This window comes from Leuconostoc sp. JNUCC 76 (genome assembly GCF_053667755.1).
Genome location: NZ_CM132206.1, coordinates 1,658,741 through 1,672,331, shown reverse-complemented (window position 1 = coordinate 1,672,331; position 13,591 = coordinate 1,658,741). Strand labels below are relative to the sequence as shown.

At 35.4% G+C, this 13,591-nt stretch carries 12 protein-coding genes; all 12 read left to right on the top strand.

What is annotated here, in order from left to right:
* Nucleotides 1-26: 26 nt before the first annotated feature.
* The 12 genes from ftsY to hisD all read left to right on the top strand — a co-directional run bounded on the left by ftsY (nt 27) and on the right by hisD (nt 13,590).
* On the top strand, nt 27-1,451 hold the full coding sequence (gene ftsY / locus JNUCC76_RS08370; RefSeq protein ID WP_454154002.1) for a signal recognition particle-docking protein FtsY: 1,425 nt from the start codon (nt 27-29) through the stop codon (nt 1,449-1,451).
* On the top strand, nt 1,448-1,792 hold the full coding sequence (gene ylxM, locus JNUCC76_RS08365; RefSeq protein ID WP_072614029.1) for a YlxM family DNA-binding protein: 345 nt from the start codon (nt 1,448-1,450) through the stop codon (nt 1,790-1,792). Before ftsY ends, ylxM begins: the two co-directional genes overlap by 4 nt.
* 42 nt (nt 1,793-1,834) lie before the next feature.
* The gene (ffh, locus tag JNUCC76_RS08360) at nt 1,835-3,310 is read left to right on the top strand and encodes a signal recognition particle protein (protein ID WP_454153999.1); all 1,476 of its coding nucleotides are present in this window, start codon (nt 1,835-1,837) and stop codon (nt 3,308-3,310) included.
* The gene (locus tag JNUCC76_RS08355) at nt 3,310-3,489 is read left to right on the top strand and encodes a hypothetical protein (RefSeq protein ID WP_454153997.1); all 180 of its coding nucleotides are present in this window, start codon (nt 3,310-3,312) and stop codon (nt 3,487-3,489) included. Before ffh ends, JNUCC76_RS08355 begins: the two co-directional genes overlap by 1 nt.
* Nucleotides 3,490-3,557: 68 nt before the next feature.
* Entirely contained in the window at nt 3,558-4,364 is an 807-nt protein-coding gene (locus tag JNUCC76_RS08350; RefSeq protein ID WP_454153995.1) for a Cof-type HAD-IIB family hydrolase, read from the top strand.
* 49 nt (nt 4,365-4,413) lie between these two features.
* Complete coding sequence (gene hisJ, locus JNUCC76_RS08345) at nt 4,414-5,262, top strand: histidinol-phosphatase HisJ (protein WP_454153993.1); 849 nt, start codon at nt 4,414-4,416, stop codon at nt 5,260-5,262.
* 102 nt (nt 5,263-5,364) lie between these two features.
* The gene (locus JNUCC76_RS08340; protein WP_454153991.1) at nt 5,365-6,420 is read left to right on the top strand and encodes a glycosyl hydrolase family 8; all 1,056 of its coding nucleotides are present in this window, start codon (nt 5,365-5,367) and stop codon (nt 6,418-6,420) included.
* A gap of 15 nt (nt 6,421-6,435) precedes the next feature.
* A complete protein-coding gene (locus JNUCC76_RS08335; RefSeq protein WP_454153989.1) occupies nt 6,436-8,409 on the top strand; it encodes a glycosyltransferase family 2 protein in 1,974 nt (657 codons plus the stop codon).
* 49 nt (nt 8,410-8,458) lie between these two features.
* A complete protein-coding gene (locus JNUCC76_RS08330; RefSeq protein ID WP_454153987.1) occupies nt 8,459-9,184 on the top strand; it encodes an EAL domain-containing protein in 726 nt (241 codons plus the stop codon).
* Nucleotides 9,185-9,225: 41 nt separating this feature from the next.
* A complete protein-coding gene (locus JNUCC76_RS08325; RefSeq protein WP_454153985.1) occupies nt 9,226-10,293 on the top strand; it encodes a GGDEF domain-containing protein in 1,068 nt (355 codons plus the stop codon).
* 415 nt (nt 10,294-10,708) lie between these two features.
* Entirely contained in the window at nt 10,709-12,316 is a 1,608-nt protein-coding gene (hisG, locus tag JNUCC76_RS08320; RefSeq protein WP_454153983.1) for an ATP phosphoribosyltransferase, read from the top strand.
* Complete coding sequence (gene hisD / locus JNUCC76_RS08315) at nt 12,313-13,590, top strand: histidinol dehydrogenase (RefSeq protein ID WP_454153981.1); 1,278 nt, start codon at nt 12,313-12,315, stop codon at nt 13,588-13,590. The genes hisG and hisD overlap by 4 nt, the downstream gene beginning before the upstream one ends.
* Nucleotide 13,591 lies beyond the last annotated feature (1 nt).

Below are 13,591 nucleotides of genomic sequence, written 5' to 3'. Positions count from 1 at the left end.
GTTACTTGGATTAGGAGAAAAAATAAATGGGATTATTTGATATTTTCCGTAAAAAGAAAAATGAAACGGTTGAGCAGGAGGCTGTATCAGAATCCACTGAAATTTTGAGTGAATCTGAATCTAATAGTGATGCTTCTGAGGCTGAGCAAAGTACTGCTGTATCTGAAAGTACGTCCGCCGTGACGCAACCGATGATGGAACAAGTTGGCTTAGTTAACGAAGATGAAGCCAAAATTTGGCAAGATGCGCTTGACAAACAAAAAAACAGCACCCCACAATTAACAGAAACAGAAACAGAAACAGAAACAGAAACAGAAACAGAAACAGAAACAGAAACAGAAACAGAAACAGAAACAGAAACAGAAACAGAAACAGAAACAGAAACAGAAACAGAAACAGAAACAGAAACAGAAACAGAAACAGAAACAGAAACAGAAACAGAAACAGAAACAGAAACAGAAACAGAAACAGAAACAGAAACAGAAACAGAAACAGAAACAGAAACAGAAACAACTGAGCAACAAATTTACGATGCAGGATTGAAAAAGTCACGTACTGGCTTTGCAGATCGATTTAACCGATTTTTGGCTAATTTCCGTTCGGTGGATGAAGATTTCTTTGAAGACTTGGAAGAAACTTTAGTTGGTGCAGATGTTGGCTTTGATATGGCCATAAAGATTAGTGACGAACTTCGAGAAGAAGTGAAATTAAAAAATGCGAAGCGTAAAGAAGACGTTCGCGATGTCATCATTAAAAAAATGGTTGATTTGTATGAGGCTGACGGTATCAATGAAGATGCCACAATGAATTTTGCACCCAAAGGACAAACGACGGTTATTCTATTTGTAGGAGTGAATGGTGTTGGTAAAACAACAACAATCGGTAAACTGGCAAGTAAATATCAAAAAGCGGGTAAGTCGGTTTTGTTAGCCGCAGCGGACACATTTCGTGCTGGTGCTACCAAACAATTGCAAGAATGGGGTGAACGTGCACATGTACCCGTTGTTGCTGGTAAAGAAAAAGCGGATCCTGCTTCTGTTGTCTTTGCAGCAGTTGAAAAGGCTCGCGATGAAAATTATGATGTTTTATTTGTCGACACGGCAGGTAGATTACAAAATAATGTTAATCTAATGCAAGAACTAGAAAAAATGAAACGCATTATTCAGCGTGAAATTCCTGAAGCACCGCACGAAGTTTTGTTAGTTCTTGATGCAACAACTGGTCAGAATGCATTGCAACAGGCAAAATTGTTTAAAAATTCATCTGATGTCAGTGGTATTGTGTTGACAAAAATGGATGGTACAGCTAAGGGTGGTATCGTTTTTGCCATTCGTAATGAAATGCACTTACCAGTCAAATGGATTGGTTTTGGTGAAAAAGCTAGTGACTTACGTGAATTTAAGCCTGAAGAGTTTGTTTATGGGCTATTCAAAGAATTGGTTGAATCATGAATTTAGCAAAAAAGACTCACATCAACGAACTATTTGGTTTCTACGAAAAATTGTTGACGGATAAGCAACAAGCTTATTTACGTTACTACTTTGAAGATGATTACTCCATTGTTGAAATTGCTGAGGCGGAGACGGTTAGTCGCCAAGCAGTATCAGATAATATCAATCGAGCTATTGAACAACTTGAAAAATATGAAAGCATCCTTCATTTGCAAGTCGATTTTGCAAAACGACAGGCATTAGAAAAGGATGTTGAACAATATATCGAGACACATTATCCAGATGATAATGTGTTAAAATTATTGGTACAGAAGCTTTTAACGACGGAAATTGATAACTAGAAGGGAAATGTGCACAAAATAGTGTGTACAGTTTAATAACCTATGGCATTTGAAAATCTAACAGAACGCCTATCAAAGGCAATTAAAAATTTGACAGGACGTGGCCGTGTTAGTGAGGAGGATTTGCGCGCAACAATGCGTGAAATCCGGTTGGCTTTATTGGAGGCCGATGTTAACTATGACACAGTGAAAAAATTTGTGGCCAATGTTCGCGAAAAAGCAAATGGCACTGATATAATGGAGGGTTTGAACCCAGCGCAACAAATTGTTAAAATTGTTAACGATGAATTGACTGCAACGATGGGTGAAGAAGCGGTGCCGTTAAATAAGTCACCCAAAATACCAACAATCATTATGATGGCTGGTTTACAAGGTGCTGGTAAAACTACAACTGTTGCCAAACTTGCCTACAAACTCAAAAAAGAAAATAATGCTCGACCATTATTAATCGCTGCAGATATTTATCGTCCAGCTGCGATTGATCAATTAGAAATACTTGGTCGTGACTTAGATATTCCAGTTTTTTCAATGGGCACAGATGTCAATCCACGTGACATTGTTCGAGCTGGACTCGAGAAGGCTGCTGAGAATAAAAATGATTATGTATTCATCGATACAGCTGGACGTCTTCAAATTGATGAAGAATTAATGCAAGAATTAAAAGATATTGCAGAAATTGCTGATCCTGATGAAATATTATTGACAGTTGATGCCATGACTGGTCAAAATGCAGCTGAAACAGCCAAAGGTTTCTCTGCTTCACTTGATTTAACAGGTGTTGTTTTAACAAAGTTAGATGGTGATACGCGTGGCGGTGCGGCATTGTCCATTCGAGATGTCACTGGAAAACCAATTAAATTTGTTGGTCAAGGTGAAAAACCTACTGATTTAGATGTGTTCTATCCTGACCGTATGGCTTCACGTATTTTGGGCATGGGTGATGTCTTAACGTTGATTGAAAAAGCACAACGTGATTTTGACGAAGAAGAGCAAACTAAACAGCTCGAAAAAATGCGTCAAAATACCTTTGACTTTAATGACTTTGTTGCACAATTAAAACAAGTACAGAGCATGGGACCAATGGAAGATTTGTTAAAGATGATTCCGGGAATGGCAAATAATCCAGCTTTAGCTAATGTTAATCTTGATGCTAAACAATTCGCTCATTTAGAAGCAATAGTTGGCTCAATGACACCTGAAGAACGAGAGAATCCTGATTTAATCAATCCTTCTCGTCGTCGTCGTTTGGCGGCTGGGGCTGGTCGTCCAATTGTTGAGGTTAACCGTATGATCAAGCAATTTGATCAAATGCGTAAAATGATGAATCAAGCAACTAATGGGAACTTTGGTGGCATTGATAAAATGATGAGTGGTTCAGGCATGGATATGTCCTCAATGATGGGTGGCATGAATAGTGGAATGCCCAAAGGAAACTTAGGGCAGAAAATGCAAAACTTTGCTGTAAAGCAAGCTGCACGTCGGTTGCAAAAGGCGAAAAAGAAACGTGGACGTAAGTAATGAAAAGTTTGGAACGTATTTTACCAGTTTTTGTATTTGTCGTGTTACTTGGATCAAACTTGCTTAACATTTCTCATTTTTCATTTGTAACAGTTTTCTTTGCTGTTTTTTGGTCACTGTTGGCAGGCGTTTTTGTCTTCGGACTCATAAAACTATTGTGGTGGTGGGTTCAACGATAATATACTTTTATTTTCAATATATCTAATGTTTGTTCGTATTAGACCGTTTATGTATAAAGGAATCAATAATGACACTTAAACTTATAGCATCAGATCTAGACGCAACTTTTTTACGAGACGATAAAACAATTAATGAGCCACTCTTTCGAGAAGTGTTGCAAAAAATGAAAGCACAAAATATGCAGTTCATTGTGGCAACTGGCAATCATTTGCAAAAAGTTTTAGAGTACTTCAAAAATTTTGAAGGTGAGTATCAAATCATCGCCAATAATGGTGCTGAGGTGATGTTAGATGGTGAAGTACAAAATGTCAAATTTTTGCCCAAGGAAGCATTAAAAACTATTTTTTCTGTAACTGAAAAATATATCGATGATGTTGCGGTGGGATTGGCGTTTAATGGTCAATCAACTACATACATGTTAAAATCACAGGCAGCAATTGGTGACACTTTCAAAATTTCCTCAGAATATTTTGAAAACTTAACATTAGTTGATAGTATTGATGATGTGGTAGAACCGATTTTGAAGTCAACAATTGTTTTATTTCATAATGAAGTAGCTTATATGAACGATCTCAAATCCATTTTAGGTAAAGTTGTTCATGTCACCACTTCAGGGTATGGTGCGATTGATATTGTTGATTCTGATGTAAACAAAGCTAATGCATTAAAGTATATTGCTGATGCATTGCATGTTGATGCGAAAGATATTATGGCATTTGGCGATGGATTAAATGACATGGAGATGTTGGAATATGTTGGCCATCCGGTTGCGATGACTAATAGTGACCCAGAATTATTAAAGCACGATTTTGATGTGTCTGTAGCTGATAATCAAAATGATGGTGTTCTAAAAACTATATTAAAAAACATTTAACACACACATTGTGTGTTTTTTTGTTATAGTAAGAAATAAGGTGATTACAATGATTAAAAAAGACGGACACACACACACACAGTTTTCTCATCACGGAAGTAAAGAGCAACTTGATGAATACATTGAACGTGCTATAAAATTAGGTTTTACAGAGTACGTTGTTACAGAACACGCACCATTACCTAAAAAATTTTTAGAGACATTCGTTGGCCCTGATGATGCCCGTGATAATTCAGCAATGGCGGCTGATGAGTTATTACTATACAAATCAGAAGTTGAGCGGATTCAAGTTAAATATGGTGATCAAATAACAATTAAAGCTGGGTTTGAGATAGACTACCTTAAGAACTATGAAAGTGACATACGTAGGTTTTTGAAAGAACAAGCTAGTTGGATTGACGAAATTGTTTTATCTGTGCATTTTTTGCCTAATAATGATGGGATTATTGCACCTATTGATTATGACCCAGAGACTTTATCAGCATACTTTAGTGATGAACGACAAAACCCGCAAGTTCTGTTTCAACGTTACTATGATGCGGTGATGCAAAGCGTGAACTTTGAAACTGATCTAAAAATACCGGTTCGTGTTGGACATATTACTCTTATTCGTAAGTATCAAAAGTTGTTACAATTACCGCCATTTGATGAAGCAATCAATCAACAGATTACTGAACTACTACAGAAGATTAAGCAAAAAAATTATCAGTTAGATTTTAATGCTGCTGGTTTTAGTAAACCTTATAATGGTGAAAGCTATCCTACATTTGATATTGCTGAGCAAGCAGTGAAGATGGGGATTAAACTGATTTATGGATCTGATGCCCATAATGTTGATGCGTTAGGATTGTATTTTGATGAGATGAATCATTTTATTGAGAAGGTTACCAAAGAATGAATTTAGAGGATTGGTATAAGTATACAGATGAATCAAAGGATTAAATATATTTCACTATTTCTAGTGATTGTTTGTAGTGCTCTTTTAATTGTGGGGGGGATTATGAAAAGAACTAACCCAGTTTACAAATTATATCATTCATGGCAGTCACATTATGTTAAAAGTGTTAGTGAAGGAACTTTCGTCAATGGTAGTGATGAAAAAAATAATCAAGTGGCACTTTCAGAGTCTCAAGGCTATGGCATGCTAATAACGATTTTAGCTGCAAAAAAAAATTTGGCTACACAGGCTGATTTTGATAAGTTCGTCATATATTATCAGCAACACACTATTAGTAAGCAGAATCGTTTAATGGCTTGGAAACAAAACAAGTCAGGTAATAATATGCAGACGTTAACTAAAAATAATACTGATGCTACAGACGGTGATATGGATATCGCCTATGCCCTACTAATGGCTGATCAAAAGTGGCATTCGACTGGAAAATATAACTATAAAAAATTAGCTACTAACATTGTAAACGATTTGATTGAATATAATTACAATAATGAAAATGAGTTATTGCGCGTTGGAAACTGGGCAAAAAATGATGAAAAGTACAATAATTTGATTAGAACATCAGATTTGATACCAAGTTATTTTAAAACTTTTTACGAATTAACTGATGATAAGCGCTGGCAAAAAACTTATCTTAAATCTATTCGTATTTTAGAAAAACTAAGTGGCAGAAATAAAACTGGATTAATACCTGATTTTGTATTAGTTGCTGATAATAATGTATCAGATGTTGTCCCAAATACCTTTGAAAGCAAAAATGATAACAAATATGCTTGGAATGCTAATCGGGTGCCACTTAGATTAGCATTTGCAACGTCTAACCAGAAACTGAAAAACATTAATAAAAAACTATTAAAATTTTTTAACCAGCAAAACAGTATCAAAGCTGTTTATAATTTGGATGGTAGTTCTTCAAATGACTACAGTTCAATGGCATTCACTGCGCCGATTGCAGTTGCTGCTTATCAACAAAAATCTGAATTCCAGAATCTGTCAAAAACACTACGAAAACAGGTAAATGATGATACACTATCCAAAAACTATTACGCTGATACGTTAAAAGTATTGGCTGCATTAATGATTGATAACGAATTGAAGTAACCACCAGGAGAATCTATGAGTACATTAATTTTAAGTATTGAGGGGGCACTGCTACTCTTAACAATTATTTGTTTTGGCTTAGGCAGAAAGTATCATTTTTTAAAGCAAGTATTAATCATTATATACATTATAACTATGGCGATTTACTTAGGCTGGCGAATAGGTTGGACAATTCCAACGAACAATATTTTCAGTATAATACTTGGTGTTATTTTAATATTAGCGGAATTAGGTGGATTTTGTTTGTCTTTAGTTTTCTACAGAGTCTTTTACAAAAAATTCCATCGTCCGATTCAGAAGCTAGATGTTTATAAAGACGGCCATTATCCGAGTGTTGATGTTTTTATTGCGACCTACAATGAAGAAGTTGCCATTTTAAAGAGAAGTATAGTTGCTGCACTATTAATGAAATATCCTTCTCAAGAGTTAGTGAATATTTATGTTTGTGATGATGGTAGTCGTGATGAAGTAAATCAATTGTGTCAGGAATTGGGAGTTCACCATGTTGTTAGAACAACACATGAACATGCCAAGGCGGGCAATCTCAATCACGCACTAACGGTTTCTCAAGGCGAACTTGTTGTGACTATGGATGCGGATATGGTACCACGTACAGACTTTTTAGAAATGACAATAGGTTATTTCCATAATCCGAAAATGGGATTTATTCAAACGCCACAGACTTTTTTCAATGATGACCCTTATCAATTTAATCTATTTGCTACGAATAAAATTGGAAACGATCAAGACTTTTTTATGCGCGGAATTGAACAGCAAAAAGATGCTTTTAACGCTACAATGTATGTTGGATCGAATGCTATTTTTAAACGAAAGGCCTTAGACAGTATTGGTGGTTTCGCAACAGGAGTCATTACTGAAGACATGGCAACTGGTATGTTGCTACAGGCTAAAAAATGGGAAACCGGTTTTGTCAATGAAAACTTGGCAAGTGGGTTAGCCCCTGAAACCTTTGGGGACCTGATTAAGCAGCGTGATCGTTGGGCTCGTGGTAATATTCAAGTTGCAAAAAAATGGCACCCTTGGCGTATTAAAGGGCTCAATTTCATGCAACGAGTTATTTATACTGATGGTATTCATTATTGGTTTTCTGGTATATATAAGCTTGTATTTCTCATGGCACCAATCTTTTTCCTAGTATTTGGGCAATATAGTCTGCAGACAAGCTTTAGTCAAATATTAGTCTTTTGGTTACCATCATTTGTGGCGTCTCAATTAACGTTCAACTTAGTGAGTGAAAAAAAGCAAACAGTTATGTTAAGTAATATCTATGAGACAGCTACTGCTCCATTCATGGCATATGGTGTATTTAATGAGTTATTCTTAAAATCTAAACAAAAGTTTGCTGTGACACGTAAGGGTGTAAATAGTGAGGATAGCTTCTATAATTGGCGTACTGCTTGGCCAATTATTGTTTTGTTAGTTCTGTCTTTAATCGGTCTTGTTAGAGGAATTTTATTCATATTTGGTGTATGGGATAGTCCATTTCCAAAAGAAGGAATTTATATTAATATATTTTGGTTGTTCTATAATTCTTTTTCTTTGATTTTGGCAAGTTATCTCTCTAATGAACGTCCTAGACTGCGCAAATCAGAGCGTTTCACAGCAAATCAAACTGTGTTGATTAATTTTAATGAACAAAAGAATGTTCGAGGGAAAATACTTGATTGGAATGAAGATGGTGCTCGTATTGCTTTGATGACAGAAAATGTAAGTAAGTATACTCATGGCATATTTGAAATTAATGGTATTCGATTTAATTTTAAATGTGTTTGGCAACATCAAAGTAAAGACAGTCATATTATTGGTATTGTTTTTGAAAATCTTGACATATTAGCCTATGAATATATCATACAAAATACGTATGCTCAAGCATCGACGCAGTATGAAAATCCACAGTATTCAAACAGATTATGGCATATTGTTGTGAAGTGGTGGATAGATACACTTCGCAGACGAAAGGCACATTAAAAGTATTTAGATACTGAATAAACTAATTTGAAACCATCGGAGAGTAGCCATGACTGACTATCATGAACAATTAAAAGTAGTTGATGATTTATATTTTGTGATGCAGCCTGTTGTCAAAGTCACTGCTAAGCAACGAAAAGTAATTGAATTTTATGAAGTTTTGTTACGCTCAAGGAAAACCAAAAAATTTCCTGGAAACATATTTTTTGATTTGCTAAAAACTGCCTCAGGTAATGAAATGGTATTATCCTTTTTTGAAAGTCATTTAACAGAAATGCTTCGAAAAAATACGCGTACTATATTTTCAATTAATTTAGAAATTATACAATTTAAATTCCCAGAAACACTGCAATTTTTCGAAAATATGGGCAAATGGTCTTCAAGAATTATTGTTGAAATTACCGAAAGGCCTTATAACATAATCGAAGAAAATACTTTTTTTAATAATGTAAAAGAAATTCGAAGAATTGGGTACAGAATTTTTGTTGATGATATTGGTTGTGGAAGAAATACATTATCTTGCGTGCAGGACAATATAGACTTAATTGATGGTATAAAATATTCTTGGGGAAACTTTAAATATATACCGAGAAAAGTAGGTATTTCACTTTTAAAAGAATGGGCATATTTAGCTCAAACTAATAGTATAGTCTTTGTTTTTGAAGGTGTTGATAGTATTGACAGTTTAATATTTTTACAAAATATAGGAGTAATATATCAACAAGGATGGTATATTGGCAAACCAAAAGAGTATACAAATGAGGCATATAAATGATAACCTATTTATTTAGTTATATAATTTTAATGGTAATCATCATGAATTTAGCGATTTCCACGCTAATCAGTATGAAGTTTTTAGTGTATAGTGATTCTGGAAGCCGTTACGAACAGTGGATAAAACCTATCATTTATGTTGCTATGCTTTATACTGCAATGTCCGTTTCGTATCATTTTATCGGTGTTGTAGCTCATGAATATTTATTAGCACTTCTAATTTTTTATTTAGTAGATAAAAAGCAAGCTATTATATTAGTAATTATTACACCGTTTGTGAGAATGTTGTATATGTTATTTGTTGACGGCCATTTAACTGTGATAAATATTGCGGCTTCATTGGCAGCTGCGGTAATGGTTATTATTTACATGAAAGTGTTCGATAAGTTGATTGCTAATCAGAAACTTTCTATGATTATTTCTGAGGTACTTATTGTAGCAACAAATTTGTACCTTGCACCATATATTCCGCATGCTGTTATATATAGTATATTTAACCAACCGACAAACTGGATTATTCGCGCTAGTGTGGCTGTAATTACACTCCTAATTGTTCGCAGGGTTTATTTTCAAGTTACAACACTGCAAAATAACAATACTAAATTGCAAAAAGAAATAACATTCGACAAGTTGACTGGTTTTTTTAATTATAAAAAATTTGAACAAGATGTGTTAACAAATGCTGATGAAAATGTTGATGTTGGAATTGCCATTATTGATTTAGATTTTTTTAAAAATGTTAATGACACATATGGACATGAAGTTGGGAATCAAGTATTGAAGCAATTTTCAATTTTTTTAAGAGAAAATTTAGCCTATAAACTAAGTCCGACTGATTTGGGTATATATCGGTATGGTGGCGAAGAATTTGTATGGATGTTTAATCCTAGCATGTTTACTGATGTTAAACATTTTCTAAAAAATATTCAAAATGACTTTTTGGAAGTACCTTTAGGAGATAAAGAACATCATATGAGCTTTTCAGTAGGAATTAGTTTTTCAAGGCACCACAAGTATAATTTGAAATTGACGTTTGATGCCGCTGATGACTTATTATATCGATCCAAAAAGAATGGTAGAGGGCATGTAATAGTTGAAAACGATTACTAAAATAACAACTATTTACTGATTATTTATTTGATTCGATCGTAAAAGCGTACAATGAAAAAGATTATATTAAAATAAGTATTGACATATATAATAATTGTTGTAAAATGAAAATAACTTAATAAATTATTTAGCTGAAGTTGGAAAAGTAGTTAATAGCCATACTGTACAGGAAGTGTTCAAGCTAACGCATTGAGATGAACGCCAGTATTATTAATGAAAACACACCAACGAGCTGAGTGGTTACAAAGCCATTCCGGAAATTCCCGATACCGAATAAGCCTGTGTTAGCAGGCTATTGAGCTTTTTTACGTAAGTAAAATTGAAATCAAGGTGGGAACACGTGAAGACGTCCTTGCAAACTAAATTAATAGTTTGTGAGGGCGTCTTTTTATTGTATGGCATCTAGGAGATTAACATGAACGATAAGATATTAGCGGCCGGTTCGCGAGACGAATTTGGTGAAAAATTACAACAAAAACAGAAAATTTCACAGATGATAACTACTATCTTAAATGATGCTGGTTTTACGCCAATTAACACACCATTAATTGAACGTGAGAGTACATTTGAAAAATATCAAAATAAAAATGTTTTTCGTCTGTTTGATCAGGTTGGTGAAAACTTAGTTTTACGCCCAGATCTAACATTACCAATTGCTCGATTTTTATCAGCAAATCGCCAACAAAATAGTATGTCAAAGCTATATTACATTGGTGATGTGTTTAGGCGTACAGATAATTTATCAGGAGATTATAATCAAGAAACACAGGCTGGTGTTGAACTAATTGGTGATTCTAGCTTTGAAGCCGAAATACAGGCTTTGGATACGATGTTAAAGTTTGCACAAGAATTTGGCATTGTCGATGTTCAAGTTGTTCTTAGTGATGCGCGACTTATCGATGTTGTTTTAGAAAATTTGCAATTAGATCAAGATTTGCGTCAAAGTATGAAGCAAGCAATTGAGCAAAAAAATGTTTCCGTATTTGAAGAATTACGTGCAACAATTCCAGATTTCCCTGAAGGTTTAGCTGGATGGCCATTAGCATTTGGAGAAGATGGTGAAACAGTTATGTGGCAGCTTCAAGAGATACCCGCTGTTAATGACATCATAAGTGGTTGGTTAAAGCTTGCTGAATATACGCATACTCATTATCCGGCAGTTGCAGTAACAGTTGATTTGGCAGCAGCATCGCCACAACCATACTATACTGGAACAATTATTCGAGGTTTCGTACCTAGTTTGGGTCGATATTTATTCAGTGGTGGACGTTATGATCGTTTACTAGAAAATTTTCAGAATAAATCTTTACCTGCCATCGGTATGGGTCTTAATATTGAAACCATCTTAGCGGATTGGCGACGAAAACCTGAAGAAATGCAACCAAAAGAACCAATCGTAATGGTACTTGGTAAGGGACGTGTTGAAAAAGACGCCCGTCCATTATTAAAAAATGCTGGCATAGATACTTCATTACTAGACAATCCAGCACGTAAACTAATTTTTGATAGTGCAGACGGCAAATATCGATTTATTTTGGTAAAGCCAAGTGATGTGGTGAAATATCTTGACCGTGGAATTGGGGATGTTGGAATTGTTGGTTCCGATACGATTGCTGAACAAGTTCAAAATCATTATGATGTTCTTGATTTACAAACTGGGAAAGCAGAATTTGTCGTTGCTGCACCGGAAGGATTTGATCTTGATACGCCTCAACGTAAACGAATTGCAACAAAGTATCCTAAGGTGGCTACGGAGTATTTTAGTAAACGTGGCGAGGACGTTGAAATCATTAAACTGGAAGGTTCTGTCGAATTGGGGCCTTTAACTGGTTTATCAGATGCGATTATTGATATCACGCAAACAGGAAATACATTACGTGATAATCATCTGCAAGTTTATGATGCGGTTGGTCCTGTGGCTACACATATGTTAGTACGTGCAGGAGCCTTATTAAAGTACCAATATGAACTTACGAAAGTCATTAATAACCTTGTTAATATTTTGAAAGAAGAAGAAGAATGAACATTATTAAGAATGAAAAATTAGAAGAAATCAAAGCACGTATTCGTCAACAAACTGAAAAAACAGTAGACCCTCAAGTTGAAGCACGTGTTGCTGACATTATCAAAAATGTTCGTGCCAATGGGGATGCTGCTCTGAAAGAATATGGAGAGCAGTTTGATGGCGTTAGTCTGGATGAATTAAAAGTAACAAATGAACAAATACAAGAAGCATTTAATCAGGTTGATCCAGATGTTATTAAAGCATTAGAAAAAGCTGCTCGCAATATTCGAAGCTTTCACAAATTAGAAGTTGGTGAATCATTTGAGGATAGCCCTAGTAATGGTGTCATTCGAGGGACAAAAGTAACGCCTTTATCTGCTGTTGGTATTTATGTACCAGGAGGAACTGCTGCTTATCCCTCATCAGTTTTAATGAATGCTATTCCGGCTAAAATCGCGGGAGTTGAAAATATCATTATGGTGACACCACCGCAAAAGGATGGGTTAAATCAAGCAGTGTTAGCAGCCGCAAAAATAGCCGGCGTTGACCGTATTTATCAAGTTGGGGGAGCACAGGCGATTGCAGCACTAGCATATGGTACTGAATCAATTCCGCAAGTTGATAAAATTACTGGTCCGGGGAATGCTTATGTTGCTACTGCTAAACGTGATGTCTATGGACAAGTAGATATTGATATGATTGCAGGACCATCTGAGATTGGCATTTTAGCTGATGATTCAGCCAGAGCAAAAGATGTGGCAGCAGATTTGTTATCACAAGCAGAACATGATGTAAATGCACGAGCAATTTTGATTACGAATTCTGAAACACTAGCAAGCGAAGTTTCTGATGAGATTGAGGAGCAATTAAAAATTTTGCCTCGTGAAGCAATCGCTCGTAAGGCAATTGAAAACAATGGATTCATTTATTTGGTTGATACAGTAGACTTGATGATTGATTTGATGAATGCCGTAGCACCAGAACACTTGGAAATCCAGCTAGAAAATGCATATGACTATATTGCTAAGATTAAAAATGCTGGGTCGGTATTTTTGGGTAAATATGCTTCTGAGCCCCTCGGTGATTATTTAGCAGGCCCAAATCACATTTTACCAACAGGTGGTACCGCAAGATTCAGTTCACCACTCGGTGTTTGGGATTTCCAAAAACGTATACAATATTTGCAATATTCTGCTGAAGCATTAGCAGCTGATGCATTAGACGTTACTATTTTAGCGCGTGAAGAGGGCTTAGAAGCCCACGCCAGAGCAATTGAAAGTCGAGAAAAATAAC